The organism is Allobosea sp. 05T439 (assembly GCF_056396005.1).
Map to the genome: position 1 here is coordinate 157758 of NZ_JBFTKP010000013.1, position 16761 is coordinate 174518.

A 16761-nucleotide genomic window follows, 5' to 3' on the forward strand; every position below is an offset into this window, starting at 1 on the left:
TATCACTTCACATGCCTTGCTAGCCGGGCGTGGGCGGCGGTTGCCGGACTCTCCGCTTGAGTTCGCTGGCGCGCTGCAAATGCCGGCGCATCAGGACCGAGGCGATTTCCCGGTCTCCGGCTTGCAGGCGTTCGAGGATCTCGATGTGCTCGGTGCAGCTGACCTGGACCCGTTCGGTGCCGGAGCCCCAATCATAGTTGGAGAGCCGTCGCATCTGGTTTTCCCGGCGGATGGCGGAGTGGATGAAGCGATTGCCCGATGCGGCCGCGAGACCTTCGTGAAAGGCCGCGTTCATCTCGTAGAAGGCGACGCTGGAGGACTCGCGCCAGGGCTGGGTCAGGGTGTGGCGGTGCCGCCTCAGCATCTCCGCCGCCCAGTGCTCGTCGAGGCGAAAGCCAGGTTCGAGAAAACCCATGGGTTCGAGCAGCATGCGGAAGCGATAGCGCTCCATTCGCAGCGACGAATCCGAGGATTCATGCAGGAAGCGCCAGCCATAGCCCGGCTTGCGCTCCACCATCTCCAGCTCGGCCAGGCGTTTCAGGGTGCGCTGGATTTCCGGTCGCGCCATCTCGTATCGGCGCATCAGCTCCAGCTCGGAAACGTCATCGCCAAGCGCGCCGCTCTCGCGGTCGCGTGCGATCCTGACCAGAGCGAGGTCGGTCTCGTCGGGCGAGCCGCCACTGTCTGCCGGAAGCGGAAGCGCGCTGACCAGCTCGACGCCCTTGTTGGGGTGACGAAGCACGATTCCCTGGCCTTCGAGGTGGCTGAGCGCCGCCCGCACCGGGGTCCGCGAGACATTCAGGCGCTTGGCCAGATTGTTCTCGTTGAGCCATGCGCCCGCCGCGAGGCCATCCTCGCGCGCCAGTTGGATGATGCGCTCGGCCAGATCCTGCTGGAGCCGCGTCGGTTCGGCCATGAATTTCCTCTTGATTGTCTTACTGCGTGATGAAATACATTAACTGTTAGCCGGGCGCCAGAGCCGGCGCGGAGATTTGGTCCATGGTTGAGCCCTTTCCATTCATCGATGTTTCGGGATCGCCCTATGAGCGCGGCCGGCAGCATGGCGCAGCGGTCCCCACGCGCGTCAAGCGCAGCATCGAGCTCTATGGCGGCCAGCTCACCGATCTCGGCTACGATGCCGTTGCCAAGTCGCGATTGATCGCCGAATTCGCCCGCGAGATCGAGGCTTTCGGCGCCCACTATGTCGAGGAGATGCGCGGCATAGCCGACGGTGCCGGCGTCACGCTCGAAGATATCGTGATGGTCAATGCCCGCACCGAAGTCATGGCCAAGGCACGGCTCGAGAAGGCCAAGCCGGTCGAGGCCGGCGAGGAGCTCGACGATGGTTGCACGGGCGCGGTCATTCTGCCCGAGCGCAGCGTGACGGGCGAACTCATCCACGGCCAGAACTGGGACTGGAAGGCGGAATGCGCCGAGACCGCCATCGTGCTGCGCGTGCGCCGCGATGACGGCCCGGACTTCCTGACCTTTGTCGAGGCGGGCGGTCTTGCTCGCTGTGGCATGAACGCCGCCGGCGTTTCGATCACCGCCAACTATCTGGAATCCGAGCGCGACTTCACCCAGGCTGGCGTGCCGCTGGCGCTGATCCGGCGCAAGGTGCTGGAGCAGGAGCATTTCGCCATGGCGATGAAGGCCGTGGCGACGACGCCGAAGGCCTGCTCGAACAACATGATGCTCTCGACGGTCGCAGGCTTCGCCATCGACTTCGAATGCGCCCCTGATGAGGCCTTCCCGATCTACCCGGCCGATGGCCTGATCGTTCATGCCAACCATTGGGTCGGCTCGATCGCGCTCACCAAGATCAAGGACACCGGCATTCCGCGGGTGCCGGAGAGTTTCTATCGCGACTGGCGCGTCCGCAAGCTGCTCGACGATGCCGGCCGCAAGCTCAGCGTCGCCGATCTCAAGAATGCGTTCTTCGACGACTTCCTGTCGCCCTATGCCGTCTGCCGCCCGCCGCGTCCCAACGAGACCGGCAATCTCTCGGCCACGGTGTCGATGGTGATCATGCAGCCGGCGAAGGGCATCATGGAAGTGGCCCCGCTGCCGGCCCTGAACCGGCAGTTCACGCGCTACAGCCTGACTGACGATCCGGTGACGCTGGCCGAAGCCGCCGAGTGAGTTCTTTGCATGCGTCGGAGCCGTAGAGGGCGGCCCGACGCCATTCGCTAACAAAAAATCAGGAGGGGATCGAACATGGCTTTCAAACCGATTGCGGCAGCAGCGCTTGCCAGTGCGGCAATGACCTCGCTGCTGGCAGGTCTCGGCCCGTCGCTCGCGGCGCCAACGAGCATTCGCGCGCATCTCAATGCCGATATCCGCAGCATCAATCCGGGCGTGAACCGGGACGACAATACCGACGCCGTCGTGCTGCATATGGTCGAGGGCCTCGTCGCCTATGGCGATGATGCCGAGGTCAAGCCGCTCCTTGCCGAGAAGGTCGCGCTGTCCGAGGACGGGCTGAGCTACACCTTCACACTGCGCAAGGGGGTGAAGTTCCACAATGGCGCGCCGCTGACGGCTGCCGACGTCGTCTGGAGCTGGAACCGCTACATGGACCCGAAGACCGAATGGCGCTGCCTTTCGGAATTCGACGGGCGAGGGCGGGTCAAGGTCGAATCCGTAACGGCGCCGGATGCTTCGACGGTGGTGTTCAAGCTCGACAAGCCGAGCTCTCTCTTCCTTGCCAGCATCGCCCGCACCGATTGCGCCATGACCGGGATCATGCACAAGGATTCGGTGAAGGCGGATGGCAGTTTCGACAAGCCGATCGGCACGGGGCCATTCAGCTTCGGCGAATGGCGCCGCGGCGAATATATCCGGCTCGTGCGCAATGCCGACTACGCCAGCCTTCCCGGCAAGATCGATGGCTATACCGGCAGCAAGCGTCCGCTGGTGGATGAAGTCCGCTTCCTGATCGTGCCTGACAGCTCCACCGCCAAGGCCGCATTGCTGCGTGGCGACATCGACGTCATCCCCGACGTCGCCAACGCTGAAGTCGGCGAGCTGCGCAAGAACCCCAAGGTCGAGGTCTCGCTCGTCTCGAACATGGGATTGGTCGGCCTCCTGCTGCAGACCCGCGATCCGTTGCTGCAGAACCAGAAGCTGCGCCAGGCGATTGCCGCGGCGCTCGACGTCAACGAGATCGTCTCCGCCGTCACGGACGGCCTGGGCAAGCCGAACAATTCGATCGTCCCTGCGATGTCGTCCTATTACGGGCCGGTGCAGAAGCAGGGCTACAAGCACGATGTCGCGGCTGCCAAGAAGCTGCTTCAGGAAGCCGGCTACAAGGGCGAGCCGATCGTGATGCTCGCCAACAAGCGCTATCCGCAGAGCTTCGATTCCGCGGTGATCGCGCAGCAGATGCTGCAGGGCGCCGGCATCAATGTCTCGATCGAAGTGCTGGAATGGGCGACGCAGCTCGACCGCTACAGCAAGGGCAACTACCAGATGCAGGCTTTCCCCTATTCGGCCCGCCTCGACCCCGCACTGAGCTTCGAGTCGATCGCCGGTCCGAAAGCGACCCAGCCGCGCAAGGTCTGGGACGATCCGGACTCGCTCGCGCTGCTCGACAAGTCGATGGTGGTTTCGGACAAGGCCGAGCGCCAGAAGCTGTTCGACGAACTGCACACGCGCTTCATCGCCCAGGTGCCAATGGTCATGCTCTATAATGGGCTCGATGCCGGCGTCTATGCGAAGCGCGTGAAGGGCTACCAGTCCTCGATCCTGTCCAAGCCCAGGCTCTGGGAAGTCAGCGTCACCGACTAAAGGTCCCCCGGCTCTCTCTCGGGTGCATCCTTGAGAATATGAGCTGCAATCAACTGCGAGAGGCGCGCAATGTCGCGCTTCTCGATGGCTTCGATCATGGCGTGATGGTCACGGTCGCTGCGCAGCAGCGAGTCGTGGGAGGCCCATACCGTGACGTTCGACCCGCGCCCGCGATCACGCAGGTTCCAGATCAGCTCCTCCAGCACGGGGTTGCCGCTGAGATGATACATCACTTCGTGAAATTCCGCGTTGACCCGGCTCTGGTCGGCGCGCGTGCCCTCGCGCACCGCCACGCCGAACTCCTCGGCGAGGCCACGAAGCGTCGAGAGGGTTGCCGGCGTCATCCGGCCAACGATCGCGGTCGCGACGGAGGTCTCGATCACGATCCTGACGGACCGGATATGGCGCAGGGTCTCTCGATCGATCTCGGCCACGCGGTAGCCCCGGTTGGGGACATGTTCGATCGCCTTGCGCACGACGAGTTCGTCGAGCGCGGTGCGAACATCAAAGCGCGTCGCGGCGAATTTCTGCTCGATGTCGATCTGGCGGAGCCATTCGCCGGACCGGAAGTGGCCGAGCTTGATCGCCTCGGCGATCTCTCCAGCCAGGGCGTGTTTCGATTTCGGCTTACGCTTCACGGTCGTCATCGTCATCCCCTAGCTCATCTCGCCGCGATTTCGCTACCGGGCGAAGCGACCGATCCAAGCTTGCCAGCCTGAATGCAACGTGCAACATAATTGGCGCCAATTTAAAAGCCAATAAAGGATATCCGATGGCTGCGATGACTGCGACGCGTGAAGCGCCCGAAGCCGGGAAGGCCGACAAGGCTGCCGCGCTCTACGACATGGACCGGACCACGGTCTTCGCCAGCCGACACGATCCCCGCTTTGCCTATTGCCTCTACGTGCCGCCGTCAGTGGGGCAGGGCGGCGAGCCGCCGGCGCTGGTCGTCGCCATGCATGGCACCGGCCGCAGTTTCATCACCTATCGCGATGCCTTCACCGAGTTCGCGCGCTGGAACAACTGCATCGTGCTCGCGCCGCTCTTCCCGGTCGGGGTGCGGGGCGACGGCTATCGTGACGGCTTCAAGTACATGCGCGAAGCCGACATCCGCTACGATCACGAACTGCTTGCCATCGTCGATGAGGTCGGCGAGCGCTACAATCTCGACTTCAAGCGCTTTGCCCTGTTCGGGTATTCCGGCGGCGGGCACTTCGCACATCGCTTCATGCTTCTGCATCCCGACCGCCTCTGGGCTGCCTGCATCGGAGCACCGGGTTCGGTCACGCTGCTCGATCCGACGCGCGACTGGTGGGTCGGCACGCGGAATTTCGCGGCGCTGTTCGGGCAGGAGATCGACTTGGCCGCCCTCGCCAAAGTGCCGGTCCAGATGATCGTCGGGGCTGCCGATCTGGAAACCTGGGAAATCACCCACAAGGAAGGCGGCCGCAACTGGATGCCGGATGCCAACCATGCCGGCAAGACCCGCCCTGAGCGGCTCGCCAGCCTGCAGCGCTCCTTCGAAGCCGAAGGCGTGAAGGTGCGCTTCGATCTGGTGCCGAACATGCCGCATGACGGCGTCAAGGCTGTGCCGCGCGTCGAGGAATTCCTGGCGGAAACGCTGACCCGCCTGCGTGCAGATGCTGCGCCTCTCACCGTGCTGAAGGGGAAATGAAGTGAACCTGACGTCGTCCCTGGCTATTGCTTTGACCCTTGTTGCTGCGCCGGTTCTGGCCCAGCAATCGACGATCAATGTCGCGCTCAATGCGGACATCCGTTCGACCAACCCGGGCGTCAACCGGGACGACAATACCGATGCCGTCGTGCTGCACATGGTCGAGGGCCTGGTCGGCTACCGCGAGAACGGCGCGGTCGCGCCGTTGCTGGCGGAGTCGATCGCGGTCTCGCCCGACGGGCTCACTTACACCTTCACGCTGCGCAAGGGCGTGAAGTTCCACAATGGCGCGGTCATGACCTCGGCCGACGTGCTGTGGAACTGGAACCGCTACATGGACGCGAAGACCGACTGGCGCTGCCGGGCGGAATTCGACGGCCGGACCGGCATGAAGGTCACCAGTGTCGACGCACCTGATCCGTCGACCTTCGTCATGAAGCTGGAAAAGCCCAGTGCGATGTTCCTCGACACCATGGCGCGCACCGATTGCGCCATGGTCGCGATCATCCACAAGGACTCGGTGAAGGCCGACGGCAGCTGGGACCGGCCGATCGGCACCGGCCCCTTCACGCTCGGCGAATGGCGCCGCGGCGAATTCGTCTCGCTGAAGCGCTTCGACGGTTACGTCTCGCCCCCGGGCGAGCAGCGCGACGGCTATGTCGGCCGCAAGCGTGCCCTGGTGCCGGAGGTGAAATTCCTCTCCATCGCCGATGGCGCCACGATCAAGGCCGGCTTGATGTCGGGCGCATTGCATGTGGCAGACGTCCCTGATTCCGACGTGCCGGAAATGAAGAAGATCCCCAATCTCGAGGTGATGAGCGCCCCGAGCGCGACGAAGCACGCCTTCCTGTTCCAGACGCGCGACGCCCTGCTCGGCGATGTCCGGATGCGCCAGGCGATCGCGGCCGCGCTCGATCTCGACCAGATCGTCGCGCACACCTCGAACGAGCTCGGCAAGACCAACAACTCGGCGATCTATGTCACGTCGCCCTATTACAGCGAGGTGCAGCGCCAGCGTTACACCCAGGACCTCGCCAAGGTGAAGAAGCTGCTCGCCGAGGCCGGCTACAAGGGCCAGCCGATCAAGCTGATCGCCAATAAGCGCTCGACGGTGCCGAGCTTCCCGGCCGCGGTCGTGGCCCAGGCCATGCTGCAGGCCGCCGGCATCAACAGCGAGATCGAGGTGCTGGAATGGGCGACCCAGCTCGACCGCTATTCCAAGGGCAACTTCCAGATGATGTCCTTCAGCTATTCCGCCCGCATCGATCCTGCCCAGAGCTACAACCAGTTCAGCGGACCCAAGGACGCATTCCCGTCCAAGGCCTGGGACAGCCGGCGTGCCGACGAGCTGATCGAGAAGGCGACTCTCGTCGGCGATCCGGCCGAGCGCCAGAAGCTGTTCGACGAGCTCCACAAGCTGATGCTCGCCGAAGCTCCGCTGATCTTCCTCTACAATCAGGTCGACACGGCCGGTGTCTCCAGGAAGCTGCGCGGCTTTGCCCCCTGGGTCGCTGGGAAGCCGCGGCTCTGGGAGGTCAGCTTCGCCAATTGAGGCGTTGCTCCTGGCCCGCGCCGGACCCGGGCCAGCTCATCTCAAAACCAAGAAGAACGACGACAACAGGAACATCGACATGAACCGCATCTATGCCTCGGCCTTCGCACTGGCGACCTCAGCGCTCGTCGCTGGTCCGGCCGCCGCCCAGTCCGTCACGGTCGCGGTCGCTGCCGATATCCGCAGCTCCAATCCCGGCGTGAACCGCGACGACAACACGGATGATTTCGTCCTGCAGCTCGTCGAGGGCCTGGTCGGTTATGCCGAGGATGGCACGGTCGGGCCGCTTCTCGCCGAGAAGGTCGAGATGTCGGCCGACGGCAAGGCCTACACTTTCACGCTGCGCAAGGGCGTGAAGTTCCACAATGGCGCGGAGCTGACCTCGGCCGACGTCGTCTGGAGCTGGAACCGCTACATGGATCCGAAGACGGAGTGGCGTTGCCTGTCCGAATTCGACGGTCGCAATGGCCTGAAGGTCGAGGCGATCGAGGCTCCCGACGCCAACACCGTCGTGATGCGCATCAACTCGCCCAGCGCGCTCTTCCTCGACGCGCTGGCACGCACCGACTGCGCCATGGCCGCCGTCATCCACAAGGACTCGCTGAAGGCGGACGGTTCCTGGGACAAGCCGGTCGGCACCGGGCCGTTCAAGATCGGCGATTGGAAGCGCGGCGAGTATTTCACCATGACCGCCTTCGACGGCTATGTGTCGCCGAAGAGCGACAAGCGCGACGGCTATATCGGCCTGAAGAAGCCGCTCATCAAGGACGTGAAGTTCCTTGTCGTGCGCGATCCCGCGACGGTGAAGGCCGGCCTGATCTCAGGCGCCATCGACATGGCCGAAATCCTGCCGAGCGATGTCGAGGAACTGCGCAAGAATCCCAAGCTCGACGTGAAGGTCGCCCCGAACGCCGTGCGCCACACCTTCCTGTTCCAGACGAACGACGCGCTGATCAAGAACGTCAAGCTGCGCCAGGCCATCGCCGCCTCGCTCGACATGACCGAGCTGGTCGCAGCCGCCTCCAGCAATCTCGGCACGCCGAACAATTCGGCGATCTATCCGAGCTCGGCCTATTTCGGACCGGTCGAGAAGCAGGGCTTCAGCTATGACCCGGCCAAGGTGAAGAAGCTGCTCCAGGAGGCCGGCTACAAGGGCGAGAAGATCTCGATCATCGCCAACAAGCGCCCGACCGTGCCGAGTTTCCCGGCCGCCGTCGTGGCTCAGGCGATGATGCAGGCCGCCGGCATCAATGCCGAGATCGAGGTCCTGGACTGGGCAACCCAGCTCGATCGCTACAACAAGGGCAATTACCAGATGCAGTCCTTCTCCTATTCGGCACGCTTCGACCCCGCACTCGGGTTCGAGCAGTTCGCCGGGCCGAAGGACAAGCAGCCGCGCAAGGTCTGGGACAATGCCGAGGCGCAGGCACTGATCGACAAGTCGATGGTCGTTTCGGACAAGGCCGAGCGCCAGAAGCTCTTCGACGACCTGCACAAGCGCATGATCGAAGAGGTGCCGCTGATCATCTACTTCAACGGCCTCGACGTGATCGCGCATTCCAAGCGCGTGCGCGATTTCCAGCCGTGGCAGTCGAAGATGCGGATGTGGGGCGTCAACCTCGCCAATTGAGGCGCAGGTCTGACGGGGAGGGGAAGCACCAATGCTGCGTTTCGCGCTCACGCGCATCCTGATGGCGTTGCCGACACTGTTCATCGTGGCAGTCTCGGTTTTCGTCCTGATCCGGTTGATCCCGGGTGATCCGGCCCAGCTCATGCTGGGCGACCTCGCCGATCCGGCGAGCCTGGCCGATCTCCGGGCACGCCTGGGCCTCGATCGCAGCCTGCCGATGCAGTTCGCGATCTGGTTCGGCAATCTGCTGCAAGGCGATCTCGGCCAGTCGATCAATTCGCAACAGGCGGTCCTGCCGCTCATCGCCCAGCGCTTCTTCATCAGCGCGCAGGTGGTGCTGGTTGCGGTGCTGTTCGCCTGCCTGGTCGCCGTACCGGCCGGCGTGATTGCCGCCTGGCGCCAGAACAGCTCGCTCGATCTCACCCTGGTGGGGCTGGCGACGCTGCTGCTCTCGATCCCGACCTTCTGGCTCGGCCTGCTCCTGCTGCTGTTCTTCGGGCTGAAGCTCGAATGGCTTCCGGTCGTCGGCTATGTCTCGATCGGCGAGGACACGACACGCGGCATCCTCTACCTCGTCATGCCGATCCTGACGCTGTTCCTGCACGAGATCGGCGTGATCCTGCGCATGGCGCGCGCCTCGACGCTGGAGGTGCTGCGGCTCGACTACATCACCCATGCCCGCGCCAAGGGCCTCTCGGAAGGCGCCGTGCTCTGGCGCCACGCCTTCAAGAACGCCTTCGGGCCGACCTGGACGCTGATCGGGCTCGTGCTCGGCAACCTGCTCGGCGGCATCGCCGTGGTCGAGACCGTCTTCACCATTCCCGGCCTCGGCCGTCTGCTGGTCGATTCGATCTTCGCGCGCGATTACCCGGTGATCCAGGGCTGCCTGCTCTTCGTCGCCTTCACCTATGTCCTCGTCAATCTGGTGATCGACCTGTGCTATCCCATCTTCGACCCGCGGGTGACAGCCGAATGAAGCTCCCCGCACCCAACGCCCTGCTGGGCGGTCTGCTCATCGGTGTCCTGCTCGTCGTCGCCCTGACCGGCGCGGTCTGGACCCCCTACGATCCCCTGCAGCTCTCGTTCCGCGCCAAGCTCGCGGCGCCGAGCGCCATGCACTGGCTCGGCACCGATGAGTTCGGCCGCGACGTGCTCTCCCGCCTGATGGCGGGCGCTGCGACCAGCGTCTGGATCAGCCTGCTGACCGTCACGCTCGCCGTGACGCTGGGCACCGTGATCGGCGTCTTCAGTGGCTATCTCCGCGGCTGGTTCGACCGCATCGTCATGGCCTTCAACGATGCGCTGCTCGCCTTTCCCGGAATCCTGCTGGCGCTCGGCCTGCTCGCGGTGGTGGGTGCCAACAAATACGGCATCATCGTCGCGCTCGGCATCGCCTATGCGCCCTCGGTCGCCCGCATCGTGCGCGGCACGGTGCTTTCGCTGCGCGAGCGCGAATACATCGCCGCCTCCCGCGTGATGGGCAATTCCGAGGGCTTCACCATGGCCCGCCACATCCTGCCGAACTGCATCGCGCCGCTGACCGTGCTGGCGACCTCGATGTTCGGCTATGTGCTGCTGGCGGAGAGCGCGCTCTCCTTCCTCGGCCTCGGCGTGCCGCCACCGGCCCCGACCTGGGGCAACATGCTCGCCGGTTCGCGGCCCTATATCGGCCAGGCCGTCTGGCTCGGCATCTTCCCCGGCCTGTGCATTTCGCTGACGCTGCTCGGGATCAATCTTCTCGGCGATGCGGTGCGCGACAAGCTCGACCCGCGCATGAGGGGAATGTGATGGCCTCGTCCGAAACACTTCTGCGCGTCGACGACCTCACGCTCGAGATCGGCAGCACCGGCAAGCGCGTCGTCAACGGCGTCAGCTTTTCCGTCTCGCCAGGCGAGATCGTCGGCATCGTCGGCGAGTCCGGCTCCGGCAAGACCCTGGCTGCGCGCGCCCTGATGGGCTTCATCCCGCCCGCAGTCAGGCGCGTCGCCGGGTCGATCAAGTTCGAGGGCCAGGAGGTCACGACCATGGAACCGAAGCAGCTGCGCGCCATGCGCGGTTCGCGTGTCGGCATGGTCTTCCAGGAGCCGATGACCTCGCTGAACCCGTCGATGCTGATCGGCCGGCAGCTCGACGAGGGCCTGGCGCTGCATCGCAAGCTCAGCACCAGCGAGCGCAAGGAGTTGATCCTCGACATGCTCCGGCGTGTCGGCATCCGCGATCCCGAGGGCGCGTTGACCTCCTATCCGCATCAGTTCTCCGGCGGCATGCGCCAGCGCATCATGCTGGCCTCGGTGATGTTGCTGAAGCCGGCGCTGCTGATCGCCGACGAGCCGACGACGGCACTCGACGCTGTCGTGCAGCGCGACGTGCTGGAGCTGATGGTCGACCTGACCAAGGCCAACAACACCGCCGTGCTGATGATCAGCCACGACCTCGGCATGATCGCGCGCTATTCCGACCGCGCCATCGTGATGTGCCAGGGCGATGTCGTCGAGCAGGGCCGGACCGAGGAGCTGCTGGCGCGGCCGAAGCACCCCTATACGCGCAAGCTGCTGGCCGCGATGCCGCATCGCGGTCCGGCGCGCGCGCTGCCGGAAGCCGGAACGCCGATCGTCTCGGTGCGTGATCTCGTGATCGACTATGGCGGACGCCAGGGCTTCTTCCGCAAGGAGGCGCCGAAGCGCGCACTGCATGGCATCAGCCTGGATGTCGCGCCGGGCCAAGTCGTCGCCGTCGTCGGCGGCTCGGGCTCGGGCAAGACCACGCTCGGCCATGCGATCGCCGGCCTGATCAAGCCGACCAGCGGCGAGATCCGCTTCGAGGGCAAGCCGATCGACAAGAGCGAGACGGCCTATTGGGATTACCGGCTGAACTGCCAGATGGTCTTCCAGGATCCCTATTCCTCGCTCGATCCGCGCATGACCATCGGCGATCTCGTGGCCGAGCCGCTCCGGCTGGTGCCCGGCATGACGGCGGCCCTGAAGGCGGCGCGGCTGCAGGAGGTGCTGGCGGAGGTCGGCCTCGCCGACGGCTTCGCGTCACGCTATCCGCACGAGCTCTCGGGCGGCCAGCGCCAGCGCATCGCGATCGCACGCGCCGTGGTGCGCCGTCCGAAATTCGTGATCGCCGACGAGCCGGTCTCGGCCCTCGACGTGACGGTGCGGGCGCAGGTGCTGGAGCTCTTCGCCGAGCTGCAGCGCAAGCACGGCTTCTCCTGCCTGTTCATCAGCCATGATCTCGGCGTGGTCGAGCAGGTCGCCGACCGTGTCGTGGTGATGAACGAGGGCCGGATCGTCGAGGACGGGACCCGCGACGAGATCTTCGACCGGCCGCAGCATGCCTATACCCGCAAGCTGCTCTCTGCCGTGCCCGGCCTCGAAACCGCGCCGGACGGAGGCGTGCGCCTGTTCTGGCGGCTGGTCGACGAAACCGAAGCCGCGCTCGCCTGATCCCCAGCTTCCGGCGGCGGGCGCTACGCGCCCGCTCGCTCTCCTGCTATGAGGCAGGCCCCTGGCAGGGAGCGACGGATCAAGGCGATGCAGGTGAGGGTGATGTCCGGCAGGCGTAGCGGCGACGGGAGTATTCGCCGGTGAGCATGGTTCTCGCCTGCGATCTCGGCGGCACCAGTTTTCGCGCAGCTCTCGTCGACGAGGCGGGGCAGCTTCGGGCCCGCCATAGCATCGTCATGCGGGTGCCGATCGAGCAGGGCGGCGCCGCCGAGATCGATCCCGACCACTGGTGGAGCGCGCTCCGCGAGAGCGCAGCCGTGCTCCAGGCTTCCCATCCCACGCTCTTCGGGCAGATCGAGGCATTGGCGATCTCGGCGCTGACGCGCACGCAGGTCTTCGTCGATCGCGACGGCCAGGTGCTCCGTCCCGCCATGCTATGGCGCGATACGCGCGCCGACACGACGCTGCCCTCGCTTCTGGCCACGTGCCCGAAGGAGCATCCGGAGACAGCGGGCCTCAATGCCTTCCACCCGCTCGCGCGGCTTTGGTGGCTGAAACAGTCCGAGCCGGGCATCCTCGCGGCCACGGCGCATGTTCTCGATCCCAAGGACTATCTGAATCTGCGCCTGACCGGGGTCGTGGCGAGCGATACCGTTTCGCTCGCGCGGCTGGAGGCGGCCGCAGCGGCCGCGCCCGCCGGCGGTTCGCTGTTCGACGCTGCCGCCCTGCCGGTGACGCTTCTTCCGCCGCTGCGCCAGCCGGTTTCGATCATGGGCCATGTCCAGCCGGGGCTGGAAGGCGCACTTGGCCATCTTGCCGGCCGGCCCGTGATCGCCATGGCGAACGACACCTGGGCGAGCGTGGTCGGATTGGGCGCCATGCGTCCGGGTTTTGGCTACAACCTGTCCGGGACGACGGAGGTGCTGGGTCTCGTCAATGCACGGGCTGCCTGGGCCGAAGGGCTGATGACGGTAGACTGGGGCGCCGGCCTCACCCAGCTCGGCGGCCCCAGCCAGACAGGGGCCGACACGCTGGTCTGGCTGCTCGAGCTGCTCGGTCGCTTCCAGGGCGAACCGGCGCAAGCCGGTCGCGAGCTTGGCCGCGTCCTTGCGGAACCGCGCGATGCCGCCCCGGTGATCTTCCTGCCCTATCTCCAGGGCGAACGCGTGCCGTACTGGGACCCGTCACTGCGCGGGGCTCTCGTCGGGCTCAATCGCCGCCACCGCGCGGTTGACCTCGCCTGGGCGGTGATGGAGGGCGTCGGTTTCCTCAATCGTGTCGTGCTGGAGCGTGCCGAGGCAGCGTCAGGCCGGCCGATCGCGGAACTTCGCTTCGGCGGAGGCGGCGCTGCCAATCGCCATTGGTGTCAGATCAAGGCGGATATCCTCGGCCGTCCGGTCGGCGTCGTCGAAGGCGAGGAGCATGGTCTGCTCGGTGCTGCCATCGTCGCCTGGACCGCTCTCGGACGCTTTCCGGATCTCGCCGCAGCGCAGGAAGCGCTTGTCAGACTGGCGCGGGTCTACCAGCCGAACCCGGCCTCACGCGAACCCTATGATCGGCTGTTTGGCCTCTTCCGACAGGCAGAGCAGGCTCTGGCTCCAATCGGGCGTCAGCTCGCCGGTTGGCGCGAGTGAGGGGCCGCACGTGCAGCATGGGCCTGACGTTGCGCAATTGGACGTGGAGAATTCGCTCTCAACCCGTTGCGCCGGCTCGCATTCGCGTTGGCCCCGCACTAGGGTTGAGTTGTTCCATTCGGTACGGCTTCGGCCGGTTCGGATGGAATGCCCGCTCGCCCGCTGTCATGACATGATGCCCCGACACTCGATCCCGTCTCCCCATCAGCCCTTTGCGACGCCCGGAGGCCGCATGGCGCTTCCGTTGCGGGGAACGCACTGAATGCGCACGCTTGTCGAACGGCATGGCACTGCATTGGCGGGGCTCGCCCTGATCGGGTTCTTCGTCGCGTTTGCGCCGAATTTCGCAAGCCCGGGCAATCTCCTGAACATCGCCAAGGACACGAGCTTCCTCGCCATCCTTGCACTCGGCTTTGCGCTCGCCCTGACCATCGCCGAGCTCGATCTGTCGATCGCCGAGGTCGCGAGCCTGGCTGCAGTCGCCGCTGGCTGGTTCATCCAGGCGGGCTATGACCCCGCGATCGCGGTCCTGGCCGCTCTTGCGGTGGGCGCCGGGCTGGGGGCCTTCAACGGTTTCGGCGTCACGGTGCTGAAGGTTCCTTCGCTGATCGTGACGCTCGGCACGGCCGCCATCGCCAAGGGGCTCGCCTTCATGATCACGCAGGGCGTCGCCTTCGTCGGGCGCTGGCCGGCCGGATTCACCGGCCTGGCACGCGGCACGACGCTCGGCCTGCCCAATCTGATCTGGTTCCTGCTTGCGGCGACCGGCATCTCCTATGTGCTGCTGAAATGGACCCGGACCGGCGCCCATATGGCGGCAACCGGCGAGGCTGATGAGGCGGCGCGGCTCGCAGGCATCGCGACCATGCGGATGAAGCGGCTTGGCCTGCTGCTGGCCGGCGTTTTCGCCTCGATCACCGCCGTGCTGCTCGCCGCGAGCCTCTCCTCCGCCGCTCCGAACATGGCCGGCGACTATTTTCTCTACGCCATTGCCGCCGTGCTGCTCGGCATGACGATGTTCGAGCCCGGCAAGCCCAATGTGGCCGGGACGGTCTTTGCCGCGCTTGTGCTCAAGGTTCTTGGCAACGGGCTCGTGCTGATGGGCGCAGCCTATTACGTGCAGGATATCGTGCTTGGCATCATCATCATCGGCTCGGTCGCATTCTCGGCCAGCGTGGTGCGGAAGGCAGCCTTCAAGGTTTGAACGCAACAACGCCGCGCAGCCATCCGCGCGGTCCGGAGGGGGTAGTCATGAAGTTCGTGAAGATGGTTGCAGCCAGCTGTCTGGCGCTGGCCTGGGGCGTCGGCAGCGCCTCCGCATTCGAGCTCGGCGTCATCGGCTTCCAGTTCACCTCGGAGACGCATGCGCGCGTTGCAAATGCGGCTGCGGCTGCGGCCAAGGCCAAGGGCTGGAACGTCACCCTGCTGAATTCCGAAGGCGCGCTGCCGAAGCACGCCGAGCAGTTCGAGGCGCTGATCGCCAAGAAGGTCGACGCCATCATCGTCGCCATGGGCAAGCCGGTCGAGGCGGAAGCCCAGTTCAAGGCCGCGAAGGACAAGGGCATCCCGGTCATCACAGTCCAGTCCGGCGCCGGGCCGTACTCGCTGTTCGACATCCAGACCAATGAATACAAGGTCGGTGCGGACGCAACCCTCTATCTGCTCGGGCAGATGGGCTACACCGGCAACCTGATGTCGGTGCGTTTCGACGGCAATATCGCCTCACGCATTCGCGGCAAGGTGCTCGACGTCGTCCTGTCCGAGAACACCGCGGTCAAGGAAGTCGGAAAGCACGGCATGGCGCGCACCCAAAGCTGGCGCGACGATGTTCGCAGCGGCGTGCAGGCGCTGCTCCTGCGCAATCAGGGCAAGATCAACGGTATCTGGGCCTCCTTTGACGGTCAGGCCTACATCATCGACGATCTGCTCAAGGCCCAGGGCGTCAAGAAGGGCGAAATTCCGCTCGTTTCCGTCGATGGCGGCGCCGAAACCTATCGTCGCATTGCCGACCCGGACAGCACCTTCCTCGCGACCGTCACCGTTCCCTTCGAGGAAATGGGCGTGAAGGCTGTCGAGGCTGTCGAGGCCATCGCCGTGAAGAAGCAGCCGGTGAGCGCCATCACGACCGGCCCCTATCTCTTCATGGACGCGGTCGTCGTCGACAAGAACAACGTCAAGGACTTCCTGAAATAGGGCGCCCCTCGTCCGGGCCGGCCTTTGCAGCCGGCCCGTTTGCGCGCCCTCCGGAGAGCATGCGGATGACAGAAAAGGCGGCCTCGGAGCCCATCTTCGCGATGCGCTCGGTCGGCAAGAATTACGGCGCCGTCCAGGCACTGAGCGGCATCGATCTCGACGTCCATGCCGGCGAGGTCCTGGCGATCTGCGGCGACAACGGCGCCGGCAAATCGACGCTGATCAAGATCATGTCGGGCGCCGAGGCGCCGACCGCCGGCACCATTCGCCTGCGTGGCCGCGAGGTGCATTTCCGCTCGCCGCATGACGCGCTCGAGCAGGGCGTGGCGACGATCTACCAGGAGCTTGCCCTCGCGCCGCGCCTGTCGATCGCCGCAAATGTCTTCATGGGGGCCGAGCTGACGCGCCCGCTCGTGCTGCCCTTCCTGCGCGTGCTCGACAAGGCGCGGATGGCGGACGAGGCGAGAGGCTACCTGCGCCGGCTGTCGGTGCAGATCGAGGACATGACGCGCCCGGTCGAGCGGCTCTCCGGCGGACAGCGTCAKGCCGTGGCGATCTCGCGGGCGCTTCGCTGGAACGCCGAGGTCATCATCATGGATGAGCCGACGGCTGCGCTCGGCGTCAAAGAAACCGCGCAAGTGCTTGATCTTGTACGCCATCTCAAGGCGGAGGGGCGCACTGTCCTGCTGATCAGCCACAACATGCGCGACGTGGTCGCGCTGGCGAGCCGGGTCGTGATCCTGCGCAGCGGCCGCAAGCTGCATGACCTGCCGATCGGCGATCTCACCCCCGACGATCTCAGCCATCTGATCATGTCCGCCCCGGCGCTGGCGGCCTGA

Annotated in this window: 14 protein-coding genes; 12 read left to right on the forward strand and 2 right to left on the reverse strand. The window is 65.4% G+C overall.

Features of this window, described 5'->3' with window-relative positions; all coding sequences use genetic code 11:
* Positions 1–19: 19 nt before the first annotated feature.
* Positions 20–916 carry a GntR family transcriptional regulator gene (locus tag AC1DIO_RS17270; RefSeq protein ID WP_441507097.1) on the reverse strand — a complete coding sequence of 299 codons (897 nt, stop codon included), beginning with the start codon at positions 914–916 and terminating at the stop codon, positions 20–22.
* An 83-nt stretch (positions 917–999) separates the two neighbouring features.
* Between AC1DIO_RS17270 and AC1DIO_RS17275 the strand changes: the two genes are divergently transcribed.
* Both AC1DIO_RS17275 and AC1DIO_RS17280 read left to right on the forward strand, forming a co-directional pair.
* Positions 1000–2142, forward strand: a complete 1143-nt coding sequence (locus tag AC1DIO_RS17275) for a C45 family autoproteolytic acyltransferase/hydolase (RefSeq protein ID WP_441507098.1) — start codon at positions 1000–1002, stop codon at positions 2140–2142.
* A 75-nt stretch (positions 2143–2217) separates the two neighbouring features.
* Positions 2218–3789 carry an ABC transporter substrate-binding protein gene (locus tag AC1DIO_RS17280; RefSeq protein ID WP_441507099.1) on the forward strand — a complete coding sequence of 524 codons (1572 nt, stop codon included), beginning with the start codon at positions 2218–2220 and terminating at the stop codon, positions 3787–3789.
* Here AC1DIO_RS17280 and AC1DIO_RS17285 read toward each other — a convergent pair.
* Complete coding sequence (locus AC1DIO_RS17285) at positions 3786–4442, reverse strand: GntR family transcriptional regulator (RefSeq protein WP_441507100.1); 657 nt, start codon at positions 4440–4442, stop codon at positions 3786–3788. The genes AC1DIO_RS17280 and AC1DIO_RS17285 overlap by 4 nt on opposite strands.
* Positions 4443–4570: 128 nt before the next feature.
* Here AC1DIO_RS17285 and AC1DIO_RS17290 point away from each other — a divergent pair, with 128 nt between their 5' ends.
* From AC1DIO_RS17290 to AC1DIO_RS17335, 10 genes are all read left to right on the forward strand, one after another.
* Complete coding sequence (locus AC1DIO_RS17290; protein ID WP_441507126.1) at positions 4571–5464, forward strand: alpha/beta hydrolase family protein; 894 nt, start codon at positions 4571–4573, stop codon at positions 5462–5464.
* Between the two features lies 1 nt (position 5465).
* Complete coding sequence (locus AC1DIO_RS17295) at positions 5466–7016, forward strand: ABC transporter substrate-binding protein (protein WP_441490843.1); 1551 nt, start codon at positions 5466–5468, stop codon at positions 7014–7016.
* A 79-nt stretch (positions 7017–7095) separates the two neighbouring features.
* Positions 7096–8646 (forward strand): ABC transporter substrate-binding protein, encoded by a 1551-nt coding sequence (locus tag AC1DIO_RS17300; RefSeq protein WP_441507101.1) that lies wholly within the window; start codon positions 7096–7098, stop codon positions 8644–8646.
* Positions 8647–8677: 31 nt separating this feature from the next.
* Positions 8678–9622, forward strand: a complete 945-nt coding sequence (locus AC1DIO_RS17305; RefSeq protein ID WP_069880964.1) for an ABC transporter permease — start codon at positions 8678–8680, stop codon at positions 9620–9622.
* The gene (locus AC1DIO_RS17310; protein WP_069880963.1) at positions 9619–10434 is read left to right on the forward strand and encodes an ABC transporter permease; all 816 of its coding nucleotides are present in this window, start codon (positions 9619–9621) and stop codon (positions 10432–10434) included. The genes AC1DIO_RS17305 and AC1DIO_RS17310 overlap by 4 nt, the downstream gene beginning before the upstream one ends.
* Positions 10434–12095, forward strand: coding sequence for an ABC transporter ATP-binding protein (locus AC1DIO_RS17315; protein WP_441507102.1), 1662 nt, complete (start codon positions 10434–10436; stop codon positions 12093–12095). Before AC1DIO_RS17310 ends, AC1DIO_RS17315 begins: the two co-directional genes overlap by 1 nt.
* Positions 12096–12241: 146 nt before the next feature.
* Positions 12242–13729 (forward strand): xylulokinase, encoded by a 1488-nt coding sequence (locus AC1DIO_RS17320; protein WP_476776388.1) that lies wholly within the window; start codon positions 12242–12244, stop codon positions 13727–13729.
* Positions 13730–13991: 262 nt separating this feature from the next.
* Entirely contained in the window at positions 13992–14933 is a 942-nt protein-coding gene (locus AC1DIO_RS17325; protein ID WP_441478038.1) for an ABC transporter permease, read from the forward strand.
* Positions 14934–14980: 47 nt separating this feature from the next.
* A complete protein-coding gene (locus AC1DIO_RS17330; RefSeq protein ID WP_476776383.1) occupies positions 14981–15922 on the forward strand; it encodes a sugar ABC transporter substrate-binding protein in 942 nt (313 codons plus the stop codon).
* A 65-nt stretch (positions 15923–15987) separates the two neighbouring features.
* Positions 15988–16761 (forward strand): ATP-binding cassette domain-containing protein, encoded by a 774-nt coding sequence (locus AC1DIO_RS17335; RefSeq protein ID WP_476853742.1) that lies wholly within the window; start codon positions 15988–15990, stop codon positions 16759–16761.

Excerpts from the sequence above, each read along its gene's own strand:
- AC1DIO_RS17270 (WP_441507097.1), bottom strand. The coding sequence starts at position 916 with ATGGCCGAACCGACGCGGCTCCAGCAGGATCTGGCCGAGCGCATCATC.
- AC1DIO_RS17275 (WP_441507098.1), top strand. The coding sequence starts at position 1,000 with ATGGTTGAGCCCTTTCCATTCATCGATGTTTCGGGATCGCCCTATGAG.
- AC1DIO_RS17280 (WP_441507099.1), top strand. The coding sequence starts at position 2,218 with ATGGCTTTCAAACCGATTGCGGCAGCAGCGCTTGCCAGTGCGGCAATG.
- AC1DIO_RS17285 (WP_441507100.1), bottom strand. The coding sequence starts at position 4,442 with ATGACGATGACGACCGTGAAGCGTAAGCCGAAATCGAAACACGCCCTG.
- AC1DIO_RS17290 (WP_441507126.1), top strand. The coding sequence starts at position 4,571 with ATGACTGCGACGCGTGAAGCGCCCGAAGCCGGGAAGGCCGACAAGGCT.
- AC1DIO_RS17300 (WP_441507101.1), top strand. The coding sequence starts at position 7,096 with ATGAACCGCATCTATGCCTCGGCCTTCGCACTGGCGACCTCAGCGCTC.
- AC1DIO_RS17305 (WP_069880964.1), top strand. The coding sequence starts at position 8,678 with ATGCTGCGTTTCGCGCTCACGCGCATCCTGATGGCGTTGCCGACACTG.
- AC1DIO_RS17310 (WP_069880963.1), top strand. The coding sequence starts at position 9,619 with ATGAAGCTCCCCGCACCCAACGCCCTGCTGGGCGGTCTGCTCATCGGT.
- AC1DIO_RS17315 (WP_441507102.1), top strand. The coding sequence starts at position 10,434 with ATGGCCTCGTCCGAAACACTTCTGCGCGTCGACGACCTCACGCTCGAG.
- AC1DIO_RS17320 (WP_476776388.1), top strand. The coding sequence starts at position 12,242 with ATGGTTCTCGCCTGCGATCTCGGCGGCACCAGTTTTCGCGCAGCTCTC.
- AC1DIO_RS17325 (WP_441478038.1), top strand. The coding sequence starts at position 13,992 with ATGCGCACGCTTGTCGAACGGCATGGCACTGCATTGGCGGGGCTCGCC.
- AC1DIO_RS17330 (WP_476776383.1), top strand. The coding sequence starts at position 14,981 with ATGAAGTTCGTGAAGATGGTTGCAGCCAGCTGTCTGGCGCTGGCCTGG.